The organism is Streptomyces sp. NPDC021019 (assembly GCF_044333295.1).
Classification (GTDB): domain Bacteria; phylum Actinomycetota; class Actinomycetes; order Streptomycetales; family Streptomycetaceae; genus Streptomyces.
Window position 1 is genome coordinate 1 of record NZ_JBIRQR010000005.1, and the last position, 22,336, is coordinate 22,336.

Sequence of the window (22,336 nt, forward strand, 5' to 3'; positions counted from 1 at the left end):
CTCCCGGGCCAACACATCAGAAAACCGAGGCCCATGAAAAATATTGTCACCCAAAACCAACGCGACCGTATCCGAACCCACATGACCGGCACCAAAGCATCACCCCAACCCCTCGGCATTCCAAGAATCGCTATATCCGACCTCTATCCGGGAATTACCATGACGCCCACGACAAACCACACAGGAAACAATACGGAGACCACCAACAGCAAAGACACCACTCACACCCACGAACTCCCGCAGGACACAGACCACCCCCGCCGGGGACTCAAACCAGGAAAGACACTGAACCAGATCGTGGAAACAGCCATCCAGATCGCGGACACCCGAGGCCTGGAAGCCGTCTCGATGCGCAGAATCGCCACGGAACTGGGCATCGGCACCATGTCGCTCTACCGGTACATACCAAACAAGAACGAGCTACTCAACCACATGCTGAACCACTGCGTGCGCACGAACAATCACACCCACAACCCCACCACGAACTGGCGCACAACTCTGGAGAATTACGCCCGCAACAACCTCGCCCTCTACCGACTCCACCCCTGGACACTCCAAATCAGCCGACACCGCTCGACCCTTGATCCACACCGCACCCACGACATGAAAAAGATCATCTCCGACATCAAATCCAAAAACCTACACAGCCCCGAACTCGTTTCGGTAATCATCATGATCGACTCATACGTCACCGGGGTCGCCCACTTCGATCTGTACGCCCAGGAGGCGGGACGCCGGACGGGTCTGACGGATTCCGAGTTCTGGGCGGGCCAGCGCTCGGTCCTGCAGGAAGTCATGGCCAGCGGCCGCTTTCCCACACTGAACTCGCTCTCCGAGGACTCCTCCAGCTCCGACTTCGACCACTTCGAATTCGGGCTGCAGCGAATCCTGGACGGGCTGGAGGCGTTCGTCGAACGCCGCGGCCGCGGAAGCAAGTGACGTCCGCGAGAAAGCGCCCGCCGTCCTGACGGCCTTCGGCAGCGACCTGCGAACGGCTTGTTCAATTACCAGACCAGCCCGGCTCGGGCAGCCTGCCGACGGCACAGCTCCCAGCCCGACACCCCGAACGGGACGGCGAGGCGGGCTGAGTGCTGTGCCTGCTTGCCGGGCGCCCACCGGTCGCTGTCGCCGCGCTCGTCTGGCAGGCGACCGTCGAAGCCGCACTGGCTTCGATGCCCGGAGCTCCCCCGATCTTCGGGACGTGCTCGGGAAGAGCTGACCGTAGATGGGCTCGAAGCCCTGGCGCGTGCGCCAACAACCATGAGTCGACGCCCCTGGGGCGGCCACAGGGAGGGGGCGTTCCATGGCAGGCGTACGGGGAAGCCGCAGCAGAACGAACCTGGCAACAGAACCCCGGCGGCGCAGGGGTCCGGGCGCAACGCTCCGTTCCAGCGATGCGGCATGCGCAGATTCTCACTTGCGGCAGCCGCAGGGGGCGCAGGAAGCCTTCCTCCGTCCCCTGCGGCTGCCTGCCGACAAGCAGCCGCGGCGAGCACGAACGGAACGTGTGACTACTCGTTGAACCACTTCGAGAGAACGCTGCCACCGCCGTTCCAGAAGAGTTGCATCTGATAGTTGGCCAGCCTGCCTACGTTGTACGGGTGCTTGTCACAGCCCGCATCGCCGCCATCTGCCTCCTTGAACGCGATGACCGCGCTCCCAGTGGTTCCCTGCTTGTACAGGTATCCCGTGACGCCGTGTCCGTCGGCTTTGGTGTCGCAGATCTTGAACACGTCCCCGTCGTCGTGGAAGATCATCTTTCCACGACCCTTCGGAAGGTAGATCGTCATGTTGCCCTTCGCTTCGACAGCCTGGGCCGGTGCAACCGAGGCGGCGATCAACGCGGCGGCCCCTGCGACCACAGCGACGCGAGTGAGTCGAGACTTGATCATTTCTCCCTCTTTCTTTCTCAGTTCGATGAATCCCGAAATATTCAGTGACCCCAAACGGCGCAGCTGATGTTGTCGCATTGGCCGTATTCCGGTCCGTCCCACATGACCTTGGCGTAGGCGTAGACGTAGGAGCCGGAGCCTTCGCGCACAGCTTGGTGGTGACGTCCCAGTTGTCGCCCCACGGGCCCGAGTAGGACGGGTCGTCGATGGAGTGCTGGGATGTGGTGCAGCGGTAGCTGGCCGCCGAGGCTTCACCTCTGGTAGCGAGCGTGGTCCCGCCCACTGCACAGATGGTGATCAGCGCGGCTGTGAGAGAACGCTTTCCGGAGTTCATGTCTGCCTTCCGCTATCGAGGTCTGGCGCGGCCTCCTGTTCCGCACCCATCTCGATGGGCTCGCCGGGTTCGGATCGTCGTTCGCGGGCCGGCCGTCCTGTGTTCCGGAGCGGCGAAGCGCGGCCCGACGAGTTCGAGTTCACCGGGCGCGGAGTTGATTGGCAGCCCGTCTGAGCTGCACTGATCAATCGGTGGCCGAGGGTGGCTCGTTTGCTTCCCGCCTCGTTGCGGGCCTGTGGCCTGCGTCCGTACGGTGGCCGTTCGTGCAAGGTCGGCCGGTTGCGAGAGCGGGGAAATACGTGGGGCGTCCGGAGAATCCCATCGATCCGCAGGACGGGCCCGTCGCGCGGTTCGCTCACGAGCTGCGCAAACTGCGAGACGAGGCCGGTGCACCCGCCTACCGGGCCATGGCACGGCGGGCCGGCTATTCCGGGGCGACGCTTTCGCAGGCCGCGGCGGGCGAGCGTCTGCCGACCCTGCAGGTGCTGCTGGCCTACGTCGGTGTGTGCCGCGGCGATACCGCGTACTGGCAGGAGCGGTGGGAGCGGGCGAACACCGAACTCCTACGCTGTCCTCGTCCGCCGGACGAGGACACCGAGCCCCCCTACCGGGGGCTGGCACGCTTCGAGCCGGGTGACGCGGACCTGTTCTTCGGTCGCGACCGCCTCATCGACGAACTGCTGGAGCTGGCCTACAACCGCCGCGTCACCGCCGTTGTCGGAGCGTCGGGCAGCGGCAAGTCCTCCCTCCTGCGCGCCGGCTTGGTGCCCCGGCTCCGTCACACCGACCAACCCGCCCTGCGACCGGCGGCCCTACGCATCATCACCCCCGGTGGCCACCCGATGCGCACCCATGAACAGCGTCTGGCACCGGTGACCGCGGCGGGCGGACGTGGAGGTGGAGGTGCGGCGACGTGGCTGATCGTCGATCAGTTCGAAGAGCTCTTCACCCTGTGCCGTGATCCGGCCGAACGGACCGCCTTCATCGACCGGCTCCTGGCCGCCGACGAACCCGGCAGCCGTCTTCGGGTGCTGATCGCTCTTCGGGCCGACTTCTACCACCGGTGCCTCGAACACCACGACCTGATCACCGTGCTGCGCAATGCCACCGTGCCCGTCGGGCCGATGAACACGGACGATCTGAGGGCAGCCATCGTCAAGCCCGCGGCCGCACGCGGCCTGATCGTCGAACGCGGCCTGACTGCCCGCATCCTCCAGGACATCGACGGCGAACCCGGTGCCCTGCCCCTGATGTCCCACGCCCTCCTGGAAACCTGGCGCCGCCGCAGAGGCAAGGCCCTCACTCAAGCCGCCTACGACGCCGCCGACGGACTCCACGGCGCCATCGCCCACACGGCCGAGAACGCCTACACCACCCTCACACCGACCCAGGCCGTGCTCGCCCGCCGTATCCTGCTCCGCCTCATCACTCCCGGCGAAGGGGCTCAGGACACCCGACGCCCCATCGACCGCACCGAACTCGACACCGCGGACCCCAATGACACCAACGCGGTACTCGAACGCCTCACCTCCGCCCGCCTCCTCACCATCGATGGCCCCACCATCGACCTCGCCCACGAGGCCCTGATCACCGCCTGGCCGAGACTCCGCGGATGGATCGACGAAGACCGCCAACGCCTACGCATCCACCGCCAGCTCACCGAAGCCACCCGCATCTGGAGCAACCTCGACCAGGACCCCGGAGCCCTCTACCGCGGCACCCGACTCGCCGCCGCGGAAGAAGCCTTCGCAACACCCCACACCCGCACCGACCTCACCACACAGGAACAGGAATTCCTCACCACCAGCACCACCACCCGCCACCACGAAGAACAGGCCGCAACCCGCACCACACGACGCCTGCGCCGGTTCACCAGCACCCTGGCCGTTCTCCTCGTCCTCGCCCTCACCGCCGGATTAACCGCTTGGGACCAGTACCGCACCAGCGACAAGGAACGCCGCAAAACGGCGACCGCACAGCGCGTGGCGCAGTCCCGAGAGCTCGCCGCGCAATCAGCAGCGCTCCTCGACACGAACACAGACCTCGCCTCACTGCTGGCCATCCACGCATACAGAACCCAGCGGACCCCCCAGGCGATGGAAAGCCTTCAAGCGGCCGCTGCCGTTCCACTCCGTCAAAAACTCACCGGTCACAACAACGTGGTGTACTCGGTGGCCTTCAGCCCCGACGGCCAGTTCCTGGCCACTACCGCCGGCGACGAAAAAGTCCGGCTGTGGGACCCGGCCACGGGCCGCGTGCGTAGAACCCTGCCCCTCACCGAGGTCGTGCTCTCCATGGCTTTCAGCCCCGATGGGCGGACCCTGGCCACAGACGACGACGGCCGTGGAGTGAAGCTGTGGGACACCTCCACCGGCCGCGTCCGCGGAACCCTTGGCGAGCGGACCCGCGGATCGAGGCGGGTGGCATTCAGTCCCGACGGACTTACCCTCGCCACCATCGACGTCGGCGGCGCGCTGTCTCTGTGGGATACCAGGACCGGCAAGGCCCGCACCAGCATCACCCCACAGCAGGACACGGTGAACCTGATGGCATTCAACCCGGACGGACAGACGCTGGCCACCAGCGGAAAGGACAAGGCGGTGCGGCTGTGGAACGCAGACACAGGCAGCCTCCGCGGAAGTCTGACCGGATCGACCGGATTGGTAAGCTCGCTGGCGTTCAGCCCCGATGGACGGACCCTGGCCACCGCAAGCAATAATGCCCGGGGCACCACATTCCCGGTACAGCTGTGGGACACCTCCACCGGCCGTCTCCTCAGAAGACTCGACAAACAGACCAACGGGACCAATTCGCTGGCCTTCAGCCCTGACGGCCGCACCCTGGCCACCGGCAGCGATGACCGGATGGTCCAGCTGTGGGACACCGCCTCCGGCAGCTCGATCGCCATACTTTCTGGACACGCTGAAGGCGTGCTGTCAGTGGCGTTCAGTCCCGACGGGCACACCCTCGCCACCAGCGGCTACGAGAGGACAGTCCGGCTGTGGGACATGACAGCCACCCGAACCCGAGCTGCCCTTGTCCGGCCCGAGAATCCCCAGACGATATCCGCTGTGACCTTTAGCCCTGACGGACGAACCCTGGCGACCTCCAGCGAATTCCCTGGCGGAGAGGTGGACATGTGGGACATGAATGGTCCACGCGTCCGTCCCCGAATCTCCTTGCCGGGCAAAGAGGCATCCTCGGTGAGATTCAGCCCTGACGGACGCACTCTGCTCAGCACCAGCCACGACGGCGTGAGCATGCGGGACGCCGAGACAGGCCACCCGCGCAAGAGCCCGTCCATCGACGTCAAAGGCCCGTCCGTCAGGGACAGGGACCTGGTCGGAGCGGAATTCAGCCCGGACGGACGCACTCTGGCGGCCACTCGGCTGTTGCACGGGGCCGAAGTCTGGGACCTGGCCACCAATCGCCCCCGCTATAAGCTGCCTCGCGCCTTGTCGCAGGGGGCGTACTCGGTCGCGTTCAGTCCCGACGGGCATACCCTGGCAACCGGTGGCAACAGAATACGGCTGTGGGACGCGGCCACCGGCCGTCTCCGAAAGACCCTGACCGGACACCCGGACGTGACCCTCCTCGCCTTCAGCCCGGACGGTGGCACGTTGGCGAGTGCCGGAAACGACCATGTAGTTCGACTTTGGGACACAGCAACCGAACGTCTCCGCAAGAGGCTGCCCGGGCACATCAACACTCAGCACTTCCTGGAATTCAGTCCGGACAACCGCACCCTGGCTACCGCAGGTATCGACGACCGAACCGTACAACTCTGGGACACGAAAACCGACACGGCAGTCGCCACGCTCTCCGGACATACCGGCCCGACAGTGGCCGTTGCCTTCAGCCCCGACGGCCGCACCCTGGCCACGGGCAGCTGGGACAGGACCACAAGGCTGTGGAACGTGGCACTGCCCACCCCCGCCGCTGCGATCACCAAGATCTGCCGAGCCGTCGCACGCGAACTCACCGAGCAAGAACGCACCGCGTACCTGCCGGATCAAACCACCGGGCAGACCTGCCCAGCCTGAGCTCCGTTGCGGAGGCCGTCGCGGGCGGACTGCTCCCGCCGCACGGCATGGTGCAGGTGCCACAGCGTTGCGGCGGGCAGGAGACCACCGAGCCGGGCCGTGGTCCTCGGGTGATCCACAGCCCCGGCAAGGCGTGTAGTGACACACGGACGAGTCGACGCTGCGTGCGGAGGGGCAGCGGGCGCCCGTGCAGCTTGTCGTCCAGTTGCCGCGCCTGCCCCGGACCCGCTCCCGCATGGCGGTCGTGACGACCACTGAGGTTGTCGCGGGTCCGGACGGTGCGGAGGCTGAGGTGGAGCTGGAGGTGTGGCTGTCGAACAGGAAGAACCGGCGGGCCACGCTCACCGTCGGGCAGTTGGAGCGGCCGACCGGTCTGGCGCTGAAGTGGGCGGTGGCCGTGTGAACGAGATGTCCTGAGCCCTGCTGGTGGGTGAACGGCCTCGGCACCGTGGCATGTGGCCACTGACACCAGAGCTACCTCGACGATCCGCGGCAGAGAGGTGGCCATCTGCGCGGGCGTCGCGGGACCCCGAGCAGCACACACGCCTGGAAGCACTCGGGCTCGAGCCCGGGCCGAGAGCGCCCCGGCCGGGAAGGGGGCCGGGGCGTTCGAGCGGGGCATTGCCGCGATCGCCCAGTACGCCCAGCGCGAAGGACACCTTCGCATCCCCCGCCAGCACACATCCCGGCCACGTTGCTGTCCTGACACATGGCCAAGGGGTACCACGACCTCGGTGATGGGAGCTCGGCGATGACGCACGCCCGCGCCGCCGGCGTGAGTGCCGAGCAGGCCGCGCACCCCGTGCTGCAGCGGCCCGACGTCAGCGGAGTCCTGGTGGCGAGCAGTTCGGCGTACTTCCGCTCAGACACGGCGTGGGCACGGGCGCGCTCGGCGCTGTCGCGGTGCTCCTCGGCGAGTTGCGGCTCGGCGCCGGTCAGTGCCTCGTACAACGCGGCGGTCTCGTTGTTCAGATCGGCCTGCCGCATGTGAGCTGTGGCCCAGGTCTACTGCTGAGCGATGGCCCGTACGGCGGTCAGGTCGAGGTAAAGGACGGTGACACCGGGCCAGCCCGGCGCGTTCGGCGGCGAGGCGTCGCAGGGCCCGTGCCCGGGTGCTTCGCTGGGGCGCACCTGCTGCTGGGCGGCCGCTTTGGTACGGAGCTCCTCGAGGGCCTGGCGGTCGTCGGCGAAGCTCTCCGCTGGTTCCCGGAGCCGTTCACGGAGCTGCCGTTCGGCGGCCGCCTGGACCTCGGGCCTGGTGCGCGACCGGGTGGTGTTCCAGGTGGCACGGTGGGCGGCGAGGGCAGCGCGGGGCCATCAGCGGCCCTCTCTCTCGGGTCTTCACCGGCGATTCCGCTGCGGGCGGGTGCGGCCAGGCCTGGGTGGTGTTCTGGCTGGCGTGGACGCGCATCCGGGATGGGCGCAGTCGCTGCTTGGTCGCGACGTTCGACGAGCCATTGACCGAGCAGGAATCGGTGTCGGCAGGCACGAGCGGGGAGCGCTGGGGGCGGACGAGGTGTTGCCCGGGCGTAGAGCTCCGGACGCGAGCGTCAGTACCAGTGCCCTTCGCGCGGTCGACGCTGTCAGGCCGCTGCCCCTGCCCCGCCGCCACACCTTCAGCATGCAGGACTGGTCTCAACTACCGGACGAGGAGCATTTCCACCATCTCGAACAACCCGCCAGCGATGGCTGCGGTACCGGGTACCAGGGCGAGCCATGCAACCCATCCCCCGTCGTAGCCGCGGAGCGCTGCACTAGCGTCAGGATCGGCCGGGTAGTAGTGGATCACCACGTTTCTGCCCACCTTGAAGCGACCCTTCCCGGTGTTTCCAGAGGAAGCACGGTACTCGCGCCGAACGCCGTCGGGAGTCTGCCAGTCGACCACGGGAGCGTAGGTTGTGTTCCCGTTGTCGCTCTCGCCGAGGTGGTGACCGACGATCCGACCGTACGCCTTAGCCCCGGTTTGTCGCAGTTTCCTCGTCCGGCGTATCTCTCGCACGCTCGGCGTCACAAAAATCGCACCGATGATCAGTAAGAAGATCCAGGCGAACGAGCTGTCCGAAAGGTCCATGGCACATAAGACGCGCTGTTCCCAACCAAAGTTGCGTCACCTTCACTCGAGGGAAGAGAAGCGGGATCCGCCCGAGGGCCCCGGGCCCTGGGCTCTCCGGGGCGACCTCTACACCCACCGCGACGGCTGGGCGACGCCCGTGCTTCGCCGTGTGCCTGTCTCTCATGATCTGCGCATCGGCTGGGGCACGCAGGGGCTTGAGCGCGTTGCTCCAGGCGAAGGACTGGTCGCGCATGGCGTCGGCCTCGCCCTTGTGGTGTTCGGAAGGTGCTGAAGTCCGTGAAGTCGGAGAAGAGGGAGAACATGACGATGTTGCGCACGGTAGCCATCTGGACTTCGGCCATGATGCCGCGCAGGTGATCGATGGAAGTGGCACCGGCCACGCTCCCGTGCTGGCCATCCCCTACGCCATCATCCGTTACCGCAGGTTCACCGATTGAGATGGCTTCTCAGTCAAGGCCACCTCAGGGTGGCGGAGTCCGGGATGAGACAAGCACAGGCGAATATAGGACAAGAGCTGTTCTCCCTGGTTCGCTGCTGACCACCTCTGCCAGGGTTCAGATACTCAGCCCGCGTCAGGACGGGGCTTCTTGGAGAAAGGTGCGCCATGCCTATTCGTCATGCACTCGCCGCTGCGGGGCTGGTAGCCACGCTCGCCGTTGGGGCGACAGCAACTACAGCTTCGGCCTCGACAGCGGGAGAACCTTGGGCAGCAGCCGGTACGACCCAGGAGGCGTGGAGCGACGGGTCCAGCACCTGGCCCGCGCCCGACTGGAGGGCCTTCGTGCACCAGGCGATGCAGAACGCAGCCATGTACGTGTGACCTGCCCTCAACGGCGGCCCGACGCCCGCACCGCCGCCGCCCGAACCGCCCCATGACCCAACAGATCAGGCACGACCGAGTCTGGCAGGGCGGCGGTCTGCGGTGCGCCGCAGGTGGCCGCGACCATCCCGGCCTCCACGATCTCGGCCTCGGTCCGCCCTGCGCCAGGCATCCATGCGGTACGCCTTGGTGTGCAGCCGCTCCCACTCCTGCCGAGCTCCACCACTCACTGCCCGCGCTCCCTGACGTCAGATCGGGTCTGGAGGGTACCGGCGTCGGTATCGAAGCAGCCACGGAGAAGCCGCTCTGTCGACTGGCACGCGGGCTACCGGCCTTTACGGGGCGGCGGAATCTTCGGGAGGAGCTCCCACAAGGGGCGCCCGCCGCTGGCCCAGGTCGCCAGGGTGCGCCGGTCGGCGAGGTGCATGTGTAGCTGCTGGGCCAGGGGTGCGCAGCGGGTGGAGAAGCGACCGTTGGTGACGACCAGGACGACGTCCGCGCCATACAGCTGGCGGGCGGTGCCGTTGACACGCTGGAGGTCGGGGGTGCCGACGGCTGAGCCGCAGTCGCCGTCCTTGCGGTGCTTGGCCTGGATGACCCAGGTGCGGCCCAACGGGTCGGTAGCCAGGACGTCCGCGCCGTTGTCCCCGGCACCGCCGATCTGCCGGGCGTCGGTGCACCCGTCGCGGAGCATCAGGTCGCGGATCGCATACTCGAAGTCCCGGTGGTGCAGGGCGTCCAACTGCGGGAGCCCGTAGCGCAACGCTTGCTGCCGTACGCGGTCCCATGCCTGCTGCTGGCGGTACCGGTGGGCCCACACCGTCCCTCCGACGGCAGCAACGGCTCCGAGTACGACCAGCGCCCACCAGTTCACCAGCAGCCAGGAGATCACCGCCCAGACCAGGGCAAGGCCTGCGACACCACCTAATCCGAGCAGGAGCAGCTGAGTGTCGCGGCGCTGCTGCCGGCGCGAGCGGCGACGGCGGGGCAGCGCGCTGCGGCGTGCGGGACGACGTGCCGCGGGCCGGCGGCGGGGCGGTGGGCGGCGGTTGGCCATCGGGAGTGCTCCGGTTTCAGCGGGAGGAATCGGTGATGCCGGAGGCGAGCTGGCCCAGGAAGTCGAGGATGCCTTCGCCGACCGGGGTCGGGGCGATGACGACGCCGAGGGCGAGCACGATGACCACGGTCAGCTTCTCGTCGTTCCGGCTCCGGGAATGCGTACGCCGGCGCAGCCGCAGAATGACGATGACGGCGAGCAGTACTCCCACATTGATCGTCAGCACCCTTGCCCCGCCCCCGGATCACCTCGGTTCCGTTCCGACCCCTCTGTGTATCCGCATCCATACGGCCGCGCCTCAAGGTCACCATAAGATGACGCAAAGTCACCGATTGGCCGGATCGGCGCACTGAACCGCAGGTAAGGGCGGCCGCAGGACTCGGACGGAGCGGCCACCCATGGGCTCATTCGCTGGATCCGGCCGGATGACGGCTCCCTGGCGGGCAGCATCGGGGCCGCCAGGGAGCCGGGCGGTTTTCACGGGGTGATGGTGATGGTGAGCTGAGCGGGGCCGGGCATCGGCGCGCGACGGCGGGCGGACAAACAGTGGGCGGCCCGGTCGACGCCGGCCAGGAGGTCGATGACCGGGATGCTGCGGTGCGCGGAGAGCTTGTCGACGTCGGCCAGCGACCAGGCGGGAGTGCCGGACTGCTTCCGGCTGATCTGCGTCTGGCCCAGGCCGAGCCCCTCGGCGAGGTCGGCCTGCCGCTCCCCGGTCAGGTGCATCAGGGCCGCGATGGTGAGCCGCAGAGTGGCTTCCGTGCTGGGCGTATGCGCACTCCGCATCAGGTATGCGCCGCACTGGCGGCAAGATCGACAGGCGGGCCCTTGTGGAGAACGGACCCCGTCCGGATGCCCCTCGCACGTCGACCGGACGGGCCGACCCCCGCCGAGCCGCCCGGTGGCTTTATTCACCAAGTGGTGGTTCTGGCTCAGGTTCTGTGGTGCCGACACGGTGGGTGACAGCTGGGAATGAGTGCGGCGGCGTGCACCGGGGCCGACGTCCGCGATCGAGGGGAACAACAGCTCCTCCAGCCGGAACACGTTCTCATTCACAGCCACGAACTGTCGGCCCAGCCACGCGCGCCACTGCTCATTTTGAGGACCACTATGACTTCTACGGCGAACGATGCGTGAAAGACCTGCGTCTCGAGCTCGTTCGGTTCGGCGACCCGAGCAGCGGCGAGAGCCGCAAGATCGAACTCAGGTTTCGGCACAACGGCTGGAAGCACGAGGAAGACCTGATCATTCGCTACACCGGCGTCTCCGCCTTCGAGATCGACCCACGAGATCGCATTCCGTCCGGGCACACTCACGGTGACCTGCCGCGACCTGACGGCCACATGGATGGACGCCCATTGTCCGGACAAGACTCCGTAGGGCGGTAGAGCTTCACCCAGCTGCTATGGGGGCAGAAGCCGCCCACCACTCGTCCCCCTCCGAGACCGCCGCCCGGGCGGACCGCGGTCATCGGATCATCGAGAACACCGTCCACCGGACCGAGGCACTTTCGCCGAGCACACCAGCCAGGTCCGACGCCGCCCCCACCCCAGCCGCCGTAAGCGCCCCCGCGACCTGACCCGTCCGGCCCACGACCGGGCCGACCGGACCGACACCGCCGGCGGCCGACCCACTCCCACCCGCCCCGGAGCAACCCTCAACGCGACGCGCGCCCGCAGCGGGAGACCAGCGGCGAGCTACGGCGGGCAGGCGCGGTGCGCCCGGGCAACGAGCCGGGCGCCTTCGAGGGCCCGCCGGCCGACAGGCGTACAGCGGCGTCGATCGCGCGGTCCCCGCCACTCCCCCACTGCCGCGGCGTGACGGCGGGCGCGATGCCGGTGGGCCGGGCGGGTGCGCGCGAGGTGGGAGGCGAGGAGGCGGGTGTGCGGATAGCCGTCCGCGGCGGCGATCCGGGGCCGCCCCCTCGGGGACACCCGGCCCTCAGCCCATCTGCCTTGCCGAACGCCGGTCCGACGAGGCACAGAACCGACTCCGGCAGACCGACGGACCACCGGACGCCTTCACCACTGCGCATGAGTACCGGCCGCGCCATAAATGGATGGACTAGACCAAGCTCGGGTGTGCACACTCTCAGACCTCGCCCGACAGCGCCCGGCCCACTCCAGGAGAGGCACACATGCCCGTCATCGAGGTGGCAGACCTCGTCAAGGAGTTCAGCCGGCCCCAACGGCAGGAGGGCGCCTTCGCGGGCATCCGCACCCTGCTGACACGCGCGCAGACCGTCAAACGTGCGGTCGACGGCGTGAACTTCACGGTCCAGCAGGGTGAGATGGTCGGATATCTCGGCCCCAACGGTGCGGGCAAGTCCACCACCATCAAGATGCTCACCGGCATCCTCGTCCCCACATCCGGCACCGTCACGGTCGCCGGCATCACCCCCTGGCGAGACCGGTCCCGCAACGCCCGCCGCATAGGCGTGGTCTTCGGCCAGCGCAGCCAGCTCTGGTGGGACCTGCCACTGCGCGACTCGCTCTGGCTGATCAGCCGTCTCTACGACGTACCGCGGGCCCGGTTCCACGAGAAGCAGCGGCAGTTCAGTGAGGTACTCGACCTCGGTCCGTTCCTCGACACCCCCGTCCGCCAGCTCTCCCTCGGCCAGAGGATGCGCGGTGACCTCGCCGCCGCGATGCTCTACGACCCGGACATCCTCTACCTGGACGAACCGACCGTCGGGCTCGACGTCATCGCCAAGGAGCGGATACGTACCTTCGTCGGTGAGCTGAACCGCGCCTCGGGCACCACGGTCCTCCTCACCACGCACGACCTCGACGACGTCGAGGAACTCTGCGACCGGATCATCCTCATCGACCACGGCAAGGTCGCCTACGACGGCGCGGTGGACGAACTGAAGGCCCGCTACGCCCCCCACCGCGAACTCGTGGTACAGACCGACCGGCTGGAGAGCGTCGAGGGCGCGGAGATCGTCCGCCGGGAGGCCGGCAAGGTGTGGCTGCGCTTCGACCCCGTGCGCACGCCGCCCGCCGAACTGGTGGCCGCGGTGCTGGCTCAGCACCGGGTGACCGACCTGTCGATCGTGGAACCCGAGCTGGAGAGCGTCATCCACCGGATCTACGCGGACCGCGGATGACCGCCCCGACGGCCCGGGCCGCCACGAAGCAGCCACTCGGGGCCCTGTTGCGGGCCCATCTCGCCTGTGCCCGGATGGAGTTCCGCGCCGCCCTCACCTACCGCACGGCCTATCTGTCGTCCTTCGCGATGGTGCTCCTCCAGATCTGGTTGCTGACGGTGGTGTGGAAGGCCCTCTACGACGGCCGTGAGGAGGTGGACGGGCTCGGCCTCACCACCATGACGGCGTACGCGACACTGACGACGCTCCAGTACCAGCTCGTCAGCCCGTGGCGGTCCTCCCCCATCGACCAGCGGGTACGGGAGGGAAAAGTCGCCGTGGACCTGCTGCGGCCCATCGGCTTCCCCGGGCAGATGCTCGCCGGCCAGCTCGGGTGGGCTTCAGCCGCGGTCCCGGTCCTGCTGGTGGCACTGCCGTTCGCGCTGCTGATCGGCGCGGGACGGGCACCCGCCTCGGTGGCCGCGGGGTTCGCCTACTCCGTGGCGCTGGTCGGCGCGCTGCTCGTGAACCAGCTGATCGGGCTGCTGCTCGGCATGGTGTCCTTCTGGACCCTGGAGGTGAGCGGTGCCCTCATTGCCTACCGCTTCGTCGCACAGTTCTTCTCCGGGGCGCTGGTCCCGTTGTGGTTCATGCCCGGCCCTGTCAGGGCGGCCGCGGAATGGCTGCCCTTCCAGGCCACCGCGTACACCCCGGCGGCCGTCTACCTGGGTCAGATCGAGGGTGCCGGCATCGCGGCCGCCCTGGGGGTTCAGCTGGCGTGGATCGCCGGCCTCGGCGCACTGGCCGCGTTCGTCTGGTCGCGCGCCCGGCGCCGCGTCCTGTCACAGGGGGGATGAAGGACGATGCGAGGCCCACGGGTCTATCTGCTGCTCGCCGGTGCGGCGTTCCGCGCCGAGTTCCAGTACCGGGGGAACCTGTTCATCAACATCAGCGGCGGACTGTTCTACCAGGGCGTCGGGCTGGCCTTCATCTGGGCGGTGCTGGACCGCTTCGGGCAGGTCGGCGGCTGGGGACTGGGAGAGATCGCCTTCCTCTACGGGATAAGGCTCACCGCCCACGGTCTGTGGCTGCTCCCCGGTCATCAGCTGATCCACGTCGACGAGGTCGTCATCGAGGGCGAATACGACCGCTATCTCGTCCGCCCGGTGCCTCCGCTGGTCCAGCTACTCACCCGCAGGGTGCGGCTGAGCTCGCTCGGCGACCTGGCCGGCGGATCGGTTCTCCTGTCCATCGCCTCGGCCTCCGCGCCGGTCGACTGGTCGCCGGGAGCCGTCTGTTTCCTCCTGCTCGCGGTGGTGGGCGGTGCGCTGGTGGAAGGTGCCCTGCAACTGGCCGCCTCCGCGCTCGTCTTCAGGATGAAGAGGGTCTCCCCCATCAAGTTCGCCATCGACATGATCTTCAGCGATTTCGGCAACTACCCGCTGAAGATCTTCGGCCCGGTAGCCGGCTTCGGGCTGACCTTCGTCTTCCCGCTCGCCTTCGTCGCCTACCTCCCGGCGACCGTGCTGATGGGCCGGGAGGAAGAACTCGCCGTGCCGGAATGGCTCGCCTGGGGCGCCCCGGGCGTCGGCATCGTACTCATGTATGCCGCGTACCGCTTCTGGGAACGGCAATCCCGGCATTACGAGAGCAGTGGGCACTGAGCGGAAGACCGGGGCCAGTCGACGTCTTCCCCACGCCGCAAGGAGAAGCCCGCCGACGCGAGCCCCGACCCCCGGTCAGGCCCGCGGCTGGGGCGGCTCGTCGATGACGACGCTCCCGTGTGCACCTGTCGGGACCCTCCTCGACCTCTGCGTCGCCAGTGCCGCTCGGGGCGGCACGAGGCGCTGCCGCCGCCGCTGATCAGCCAGGCCCCGATCCCGATGACGAGCTTCGTGGCCCGCGCCCAGCACGCGGCGAATGGCCGCGGAGATCATCGTAGGAGCGCGGACCGCCACGCAGAACGCGCACAGCGTTGCTGCCCGATGCCACGCCGACCGGAGACCGGCGCCTCCCATCCCCAGGACCTGAACAGGAGTGCCTCCCATCCCCAGGACCCGAACAGAAGTGTTGACGGCGCATCCTGGTGAAACCGCACTGTCGCGACTCCCGGTGGTGGGCCTATCTCAGACGGCGGAAGGTGTGCGCATCCCGCTGATCGCGGGCCCCATCGCCCGCTGTGCGGAGCGCGACGGTCAAGGCCCGGTCCCACACGAACAGTTGGGCAGGGTTGTACCAGCTGGGCTGGTCTCCGGTGTACCGGTGGATCCGCTTGCTGCTGTTGACCTCCACACCGTGGCTTCCGCCCCGGCGCGGATGTCGCGGAAGGCGGCGGAAGGCGGACGCTCGACAGCCGCTCGCCGCTCGCACCGCGCCGGGAGCGGGACGGGGGAGGCCGTCGGTGAGACTCGGGACCAGGGGGGGTGCGTTCGCGCTCGGGCCCTCTCCGACAGGTGGGCGTCGACGGGTCGGGGGAGCCGGATCGACTCGCTGTGCGGGCGCCTGGCGCCGCCGACAGCCTACCGGCTGAGCCGTTTCGTGACGGACCCCGTGCGCGAGCACGAACACTCTGGTCGTTCGTCTTGCGTCACGCCGAAGCGGGTTGACGGACGCGTCGTAGGAGTGGATGAGGACTCCGTTGCCGCGGACCGGCAGGTGGTCGACCGTGTGCTGTGGCGGCTGCGGACCGGGGCTCCGTTGCGCGATACGCCCGAGCGGTACGGACCCTGGCAGACGGTCCACGAGCGGTTCGCCCGCTGGGAAGAGGACGGGACCCGGGCGTATCTGCTGGAACACGTCCAGGTCGGCGACAACGTGGCCGAACGACACTTCGCACGCCTCAAACGGTTCCGCGCGATCGCGAAACAGATGCGACAAGCTCGCCGACCGCTACGGCGCCGGGGGCGTCCTGTCCTCGCCGCTCCTGTGGCTCCGCGAAAGCAGTCCGTGATCATTTGCCGGACACTGCCTGGCCGAGGATGCCGAGCGCGGTGTCGGGGCGGCAGTGGCTGCCAGGCGGAACCTGCTGACGCAGGGCGTCGACGGCCTGCCGGCGGGGCCGAAGACACGGTTCCCCCTTGCCGGCCGTCGCCCTCACGACCGTCCTGACCCGCAGCACGGTGTTATGCCGAACCGGCGCCCCCTGAACGCGGCGGCGGACGGCGACCCGATCCTCAGTCCCCGGATGCCGAAGACGTCAGCTCGTCCGGCGCGGCAAGATGCGGGGCGATCGCCGCGGCGACCATGCCGCAGGACAGGTACATGCCCATGGTGTGGCAGTCGACAGGCGCCATGTGCACGACGTCGTCGGTGTCCACGCCGTCGAACCGGTCGGACAGCGGGCGGGGTACCGCGATGAGGTCGCCCGCCTCGGCCAGGTTCACCCAGCGCTTCACACCGGGTGGTCTGGCGCCCCGTACGGTGAGTCCGCCGTGGTCGAGCAGGTCGAAGACGCCTCTGGGCAGGGCGAGCGGCGACCCCAGTGTGACCAGGAGGTCCACTTCCGGATACGGCTCGCGCCACAGGCTCTCGTAGAGAACCACGGAGCCGAGCGAGTGCCCGATCGCCACAGTCGGTGTGTGCTCGGTCAACAGATCCCGGACGAGGTCCTGTGCGGCTTCCCTGCGCGCTTGCTGCCCCAGGTAGGTGCGGACTTCCCGTAGAGCCCTCGCGGCGAGGCCGGCCGTTCGCCTGCCCACGCCTCCGGTGTGGCGCAGCACCCAGCTCAGGGTGGGCTCGAACATCGCGGTGACCGGCCCCTGGGCCACCTCCTGCGGCATGCCGTGCGCCAAGGCCCACTCCGTCAGGAGGTGCTGTTCGGCCGATGTCAGGCTCTCGGGGTCCGGGGCACCCGCCTGTTCGCCGTCGTCCCGCAGCAGATGGGCGTAGTAGGCGGCGGCGATGCGCGGTGCGCGAAGGTGGTGGAGACCCGCGTCTCGGTACCCCGCGCCCAACGTTCCCTCCCACTGGACGCCGAGGTCCGCGGCGGCCTGCCCGGGAGTCCGGTGCGGTTGGCGGTTCCAGATGCCGTGTACCGCGACGACCTCGGCCACTGTGCTCCCCCGTGAGCTGTTCTCCGTACTCCCCGGCCCCGGCGGTGCCGGGCAGGCAAGAGTCTATGCTGCCAAGGAAGGGACGCGGCGCCGGAGGCGGCAATGCGCCCCGAGCGGCGAGCGGGACAGAAAAGGGAGTCGGCCATTACGCGAGCACTGGTGGTGGCGGTCGGCGAGTTCTCCTGCACCCCACCTCTCGGCGAACCCGACCCCAACGCTCCCGAACCTTATACGCGCCTTCCTTTCGCGGCCGGTCTGGCGGACCAGATGGCGTCGGCGCTGGGCGACCTCGGACATGAACTGCACGGATACGGCGCACTGCACGACCCTGACGGGGCTGCGCTCTCCGACGCCCTGCTCACCGCCCGGCGGGAAGGCCGGGCCGACGACGGCCTCGTCATCCATTTCCTCGGCCACGGCGTGCGGGACCCCCGGCTCGGCTCGCTGCATCTCGTCGCCGGCGACACCGATCCTGATCGCATCGGTGACTCGGCAGTGGAAGTGGGCGCGCTCGTCCGGAGCGTAGAGGCCAACATATCGGGCCCCCGTGTGCTCTTGCTGCTCGACGTATGCCACGCCGGCCAGGCCTCGCGCATCCAAGGCGGCCTCGCGATTCCCGAATCCGCCAGGAAGTGCTGGATCATCGGGGCGTCCACCGACCGGGAAGCGGCGTACTCCGGGAAGTTCACCAAGGCAACCGTCTCCGTACTGCGAAAGCTCGCCGACGGTGCCCTCGACATTCATTTCTCCTGCGAGTACGTCCCCGTGGAGACCGTGGCCCGCGAGATACACCGAGCGATCGCGGCCATGGATCCGGCGGGAACCGCGCACCGCCAAGCCGTCTCTCTTACGGGACTGACCGAGATCGCGGACCCGGTACAGCCGTTCTTCCGCAACCCCGCCTACGACCAGGCACCCGCGGAGTGGTATCGGAAGAGGTCGGAGAGCGGACTGCGCGGATTCCTCGAGACGCTCGACTCGGGGCTGGACGCACCGCATTTCCTCGGGAGGGCTTTCGCCGCACCACGGGAGTCACGATCGAGTGGACGCTGTTTGTTCACCGGGCGCCACGACGAACTGCGCAGGCTCAGCGCCTGGCTGAGCTCACCCGGTGACCACGAGCCCCTGGTCGTGGTCACCGGGAGCCCGGGCGTGGGGAAGTCGGCGCTGCTGGGAGTGCTCGTAGGCCTGGCGCACCCCGCTCTCGACGGTGTGGTCGACGCGCTGGAGAACCGGATTCCGCGGAGGGAACGACCGGCCGGACGCTGTGCGGGACTGGCCGCCGTGCACGCGCGCGGGCTGTCTCTGGAACAGGTGATGGCATCGATATCCGGACAGCTGGGACTTGCCGTGCCCGGCGCGGGCACCGAGGCGGTCGGCATCGATCGGTTCGTCGCGCGGCTCGCAGACCTGACCTCGGCTCCCGTTCTCATCGTCGACGCGCTCGACGAGGCGGCACAGCCGGCCTTGTTGTCCGATCTCGTGCTGAGGCTGTCCAGGGCACGTCAGAAGAGCCCGGACGCCGAGGAGCGGCCCGTCTGCCGGCTCCTGGTGGGATGCCGCCCGTGGCAGGTCTTCGACCGCATGCTCGCCTCAGCCGATGACGACGGAGCCCTCATCGACCTGGACGCGGTGGACCCGGCACGGGTGCGTGAGGAACTGCGTGACTACGTCGCGGAAGTGCTGGAGGACCCGGAGTCCTCGTCGTACGCGAGACTCGGCCGTGGCGTGGTCGACGCGACCGCCGAGGTGATCGCCGAGCGTCTCACCGACGCGGCCGAGCACCAAGGTGCCTTCCTCGTCGCCGGGCTCTTCGCCCACTACCTGGCCACAGCCGGGCAGGAACTCCTCGACCCCGCCTCCGTACCCACCACCCTCGCGGGAATGCTCGAACTGGACCTGCACGGCCTCGGCCGGGGCAGATCCTGGCTCCGTCCCCTCTTGGCCCTCCTCGCGCACGCCGAGGGCGCGGGCCTGCCCAGGGCCCTCCTGCACACCGCCGCAGCAGCGTTCGCCCCGGACAGCTCGTCCCGGGGCCCGGAGGAATCAGACATCGAGGAGTGTCTGACCGCCGCCTCCTTCTACCTCCGGCGCTCCGTCGACGAGGACGGCAGCACTCTGTACCGGCTTTTCCACCAGGCACTCGCCGACCACCTGATCCAGTACCCCCTCCACCCCACCGTCTCCACCCAGGACCCGCGGGCCGATGCGGAACGCGTCCTCGTTCGTCTCCTGAAGACCCCCCACGGACACGTCGAACCGACAGCGGAATCCTGGGAGTTCGCTCCGCCTTACCTACTGCGCCACGCCGCCGCTCACGCCGCGAGGGCCGCGAGGTTCGAGTGGCTGCTGTCCGATCCCGGGTACCTGATGCATGCCGAAGCCGCTTCGGTGCTGCCCTATCTGGACCGCGCGGGATCGCCCGACGCGGCCCTCTACGCGGCCGTCTACCGCACCTCCATCGACGTACACCGGCGCCTCGGCCCGCAGGACAGATTGCGCCTCCTGGCTCTGGACGCATCGCGCTGGGGCGCCCGTGAACTGGCCCAGGCCCTCTGGACCCGGGCGGACTCCGGACTTCCCGGCCACACCGCCGTTCGAAGCGCTCGCTGGGCCACCGGCTCCCTGCTCAGCCGCAGCCTGCTGGGGACCATGTCGGGCGAGAGGGGACCACTGGCCGCGGTCGCCGCCGTGGCCGGAGACCGCCCCGACACTCCCGCGGTCGCCCTGGACGAGGAAGGGAACCTGTCGGCCTGGACCTTGCAGACCTTCGCGCTCGTGGGTTGGGCAAGCGCCGATTCCACCTACCGGGCCGTGGCGGTCACCGCGACAACCCTGGCGGACGGTACGCCGGTTGCCGTCACCGCTTGCGACGACCTCTGCGCACGGCTGTGGGATCTGCGGAGCGCGCGGCCGCTGGGTGACGTGCTCCTCGCCCATACCGCCCCCTTGACGTCGGTGGCCTCCGCGCGCCTCGTGGACACCGGTGGGGTGTTCGCTACGGGAAGCCGGGACGGCACCGCCCAGCTCTGGGACCTGGAGTCCCGGCTGCCCCTGTCCGCGCCCATGGGCGGCCATCGGGGTGCGGTGACGGCGATCGCCGTGGTGCCCTGCTCCGACGGTCCTGCCACGGTCACCGTGGACCAGGCGGGCACCGCACGCCTCTGGGACTCCAACGGCTCCCGTTGGACCCTGCCCGTGGACGAGCGGGTCACTGCTGTGACGTCGGCCGTACTCGTCGACGGAACACCGGTGTTCGCGACCGGACACCACGACGGCAGAGTCTGTCTGTGGGACGCGGATGTCCGCGGGCCGTCGCGCGTATCGATCCCCGGCGGTGCGGACAGCCCGGTCGCGTCCATCGCCGTCGTAGCGTCCATCGCCGGGCCCGTTGTGGTGATCGTGGACGAGGCGGGCACGGTACGTGTGCGGGATCCGGACGCACCGCCGGACGCGCCGGGCCGAGAACTCCACGGGCACACCGACGCGGCGGTGCAGGTCGCGGCCGCCGGCCTCCCGGGCTCGTCTCCGCGCGCGGTCACGGCCAGCCGGGACGGCACGGTCCGATGCTGGAGTCTGACTTCGGAGTCCGGCGCGTCGAACGATCGGCCGACCCAGCCACAGCCCGGTCATCTCCAGCCGGTGACCGTCGTTGCCACGGCCCAGCGAAACGGAACCCCGGTTCTGATCAGCGCGGCCGAGGACGGTGCCGTGCAACTACGGGAGCTGGGGTCCGGAGAACTCGTCGATGAACCTCTCCAGGCCGGTCACGCATCCGCTGTCCACACGTTCGCGCTCGCCGACCTCCCCGGGGGTCCGACACTGGCACTCGTGGTCGGTGGGCATTCCCCGGTACAGGTCTGGGATCTGTACCGGGGAAAGACACACGGAGCTCCGCTGCCTCTACCGCACGCCCGGCGAAGCGGGTTTCTTTATCGCCATTCCGTCACTCGGCTGACCGCGGTCGACGTACCCGTCGGTGGGGAGCCCTTGGTCGCCGGCGTCGCGGAGGACACCGAGATCCGCATATGGAACCTCCAGAGCCGACAGCTATGGCGGAAAGCTCTGGGGCGGCACGAGTCGGCCAGGATCAACGTTCTCCTCTCCCTGCCCCTGCCCGACGGCGGTCCCGGCCTGGTTTCCGCTGATGAGCATGGAGGCATCCGATACTGGGACGTGGGTGCCCGTCGCCCCATCGGAGCACTGGGCGGGCACACCGGACAGGTGCTCGCACTGACGCCCATCACGCTCCCGACCGGCCACTCCGGCCTCGTCTCAGCAGGTGAGGACGGCCGGCTTCGTATCTGGGACATGCACGACGGAAGCCTGGCGCATGACCTGCCGGGACCCGCCGGTTCCGGCCTCGCGCTCGCGGCGAGCGGCACAGAGGAGTCCTCATCCGTGATCGCCGCCGCCGGAAGCGACCGCACGGTGTGCCTCTGGGTTCTGCGGAAGGAAGGGCCCACCCCCCTGGATTCGCTGACGCTGCCCCACGCGGCAGGGGCCCTCGCATTCGCCGGCGCCCACAGTCTGTGTGTCGGCTTGGGCAATGATGTGGCTCTCTTCGACGTCAGAGAGCACCGGAGGGGGTAGCAGGGCACACCGATGTCCATGCCCATAACGCAGGGGGCCCCAGCCAGGTTCAAGAACCTGAGTGACGACACACCAGTAGTGCTTGGTCAGGTTCTCGATGCGAGTGCTTCCCGCTGCCCAACCGGTGCGGTTGAAAGCGGTGTTCGCCCCGTCCGGCAGGCCATGGCGGTGGTTGCGGCGCAGGCCGTCGGTCGTGCAGCGCGTTCCCCACCTGCTGTTCTCAGCACTGGTGCGCATGGTCCAGGGGACTGGGCGCCTGGCGCGGAAGACGGCCGTGGACGCTGCTCGGCCGGACGCGTCCACCGCCGTCCTCACCGTTCCCTCACGTGGGCCCGTCCGGTCTGCTCACCCGATCGGGTGCCACCGCCGGGCCAGGGAACGCT

At 68.7% G+C, this 22,336-nt stretch carries 15 protein-coding genes and 1 pseudogene; 9 read left to right on the plus strand and 7 right to left on the minus strand.

Annotation, left to right across the window (positions count from 1 at the left end; translation table 11 throughout):
* Positions 1 to 939 (plus strand): TetR/AcrR family transcriptional regulator (locus tag ACH4RG_RS25100; protein ID WP_398540285.1); only part of this gene is annotated, 939 nt, incomplete at its 5' end.
* 572 nt (positions 940 to 1,511) lie between these two features.
* Here the strand turns inward: ACH4RG_RS25100 and ACH4RG_RS25105 are convergent.
* The gene (locus ACH4RG_RS25105) at positions 1,512 to 1,892 is read right to left on the minus strand and encodes a hypothetical protein (RefSeq protein WP_398540286.1); all 381 of its coding nucleotides are present in this window, start codon (positions 1,890 to 1,892) and stop codon (positions 1,512 to 1,514) included.
* 633 nt (positions 1,893 to 2,525) lie between these two features.
* Here ACH4RG_RS25105 and ACH4RG_RS25110 point away from each other — a divergent pair.
* Together ACH4RG_RS25110 and ACH4RG_RS25115 are read left to right on the plus strand one after the other, a co-directional pair.
* Positions 2,526 to 6,269, plus strand: coding sequence for a hypothetical protein (locus ACH4RG_RS25110; protein WP_398540287.1), 3,744 nt, complete (start codon positions 2,526 to 2,528; stop codon positions 6,267 to 6,269).
* Positions 6,270 to 6,513: 244 nt separating this feature from the next.
* A complete protein-coding gene (locus ACH4RG_RS25115; RefSeq protein WP_397925800.1) occupies positions 6,514 to 6,672 on the plus strand; it encodes a hypothetical protein in 159 nt (52 codons plus the stop codon).
* Positions 6,673 to 7,908: 1,236 nt separating this feature from the next.
* On the opposite strand, the gene ACH4RG_RS25120 is transcribed toward ACH4RG_RS25115, so the two are convergent.
* Positions 7,909 to 8,340: a DUF3592 domain-containing protein gene (locus ACH4RG_RS25120; RefSeq protein ID WP_397925796.1), complete on the minus strand. Its 432-nt coding sequence runs from the start codon at positions 8,338 to 8,340 to the stop codon at positions 7,909 to 7,911.
* A gap of 197 nt (positions 8,341 to 8,537) precedes the next feature.
* Here ACH4RG_RS25120 and ACH4RG_RS25125 point away from each other — a divergent pair, with 197 nt between their 5' ends.
* A complete protein-coding gene (locus ACH4RG_RS25125) occupies positions 8,538 to 8,780 on the plus strand; it encodes a hypothetical protein (protein ID WP_398540288.1) in 243 nt (80 codons plus the stop codon).
* A gap of 708 nt (positions 8,781 to 9,488) precedes the next feature.
* On the opposite strand, the gene ACH4RG_RS25130 is transcribed toward ACH4RG_RS25125, so the two are convergent.
* The 4 genes from ACH4RG_RS25130 to ACH4RG_RS25145 all read right to left on the minus strand — a co-directional run bounded on the left by ACH4RG_RS25130 (position 9,489) and on the right by ACH4RG_RS25145 (position 11,536).
* A complete protein-coding gene (locus tag ACH4RG_RS25130; protein ID WP_397925792.1) occupies positions 9,489 to 10,220 on the minus strand; it encodes a restriction endonuclease in 732 nt (243 codons plus the stop codon).
* Between the two features lie 16 nt (positions 10,221 to 10,236).
* Positions 10,237 to 10,446 carry a hypothetical protein gene (locus ACH4RG_RS25135; RefSeq protein WP_351054425.1) on the minus strand — a complete coding sequence of 70 codons (210 nt, stop codon included), beginning with the start codon at positions 10,444 to 10,446 and terminating at the stop codon, positions 10,237 to 10,239.
* Positions 10,447 to 10,697: 251 nt separating this feature from the next.
* The gene (locus ACH4RG_RS25140) at positions 10,698 to 11,006 is read right to left on the minus strand and encodes an acyltransferase (RefSeq protein ID WP_398540289.1); all 309 of its coding nucleotides are present in this window, start codon (positions 11,004 to 11,006) and stop codon (positions 10,698 to 10,700) included.
* Between the two features lie 266 nt (positions 11,007 to 11,272).
* Positions 11,273 to 11,536 (minus strand): hypothetical protein, encoded by a 264-nt coding sequence (locus ACH4RG_RS25145; RefSeq protein ID WP_398540290.1) that lies wholly within the window; start codon positions 11,534 to 11,536, stop codon positions 11,273 to 11,275.
* 821 nt (positions 11,537 to 12,357) lie between these two features.
* On the opposite strand from ACH4RG_RS25145, the gene ACH4RG_RS25150 reads away from it, so the two are divergent.
* The 4 genes and pseudogenes from ACH4RG_RS25150 to ACH4RG_RS25165 form a co-directional block, all read left to right on the plus strand.
* Positions 12,358 to 13,329 carry an ATP-binding cassette domain-containing protein gene (locus tag ACH4RG_RS25150; RefSeq protein WP_398163083.1) on the plus strand — a complete coding sequence of 324 codons (972 nt, stop codon included), beginning with the start codon at positions 12,358 to 12,360 and terminating at the stop codon, positions 13,327 to 13,329.
* Entirely contained in the window at positions 13,326 to 14,165 is an 840-nt protein-coding gene (locus ACH4RG_RS25155; protein WP_397925784.1) for an ABC transporter permease, read from the plus strand. Before ACH4RG_RS25150 ends, ACH4RG_RS25155 begins: the two co-directional genes overlap by 4 nt.
* Positions 14,166 to 14,171: 6 nt before the next feature.
* On the plus strand, positions 14,172 to 14,972 hold the full coding sequence (locus ACH4RG_RS25160; protein ID WP_397925782.1) for an ABC transporter permease: 801 nt from the start codon (positions 14,172 to 14,174) through the stop codon (positions 14,970 to 14,972).
* 985 nt (positions 14,973 to 15,957) lie between these two features.
* Positions 15,958 to 16,122, plus strand: a pseudogene (locus tag ACH4RG_RS25165) (transposase); the annotation flags it as partial.
* A 359-nt stretch (positions 16,123 to 16,481) separates the two neighbouring features.
* Here ACH4RG_RS25165 and ACH4RG_RS25170 read toward each other — a convergent pair.
* Positions 16,482 to 17,360 (minus strand): hypothetical protein, encoded by an 879-nt coding sequence (locus ACH4RG_RS25170; protein ID WP_397932557.1) that lies wholly within the window; start codon positions 17,358 to 17,360, stop codon positions 16,482 to 16,484.
* A gap of 159 nt (positions 17,361 to 17,519) precedes the next feature.
* Between ACH4RG_RS25170 and ACH4RG_RS25175 the strand changes: the two genes are divergently transcribed.
* Positions 17,520 to 21,953: a hypothetical protein gene (locus tag ACH4RG_RS25175; RefSeq protein ID WP_398540291.1), complete on the plus strand. Its 4,434-nt coding sequence runs from the start codon at positions 17,520 to 17,522 to the stop codon at positions 21,951 to 21,953.
* Positions 21,954 to 22,336 lie beyond the last annotated feature (383 nt).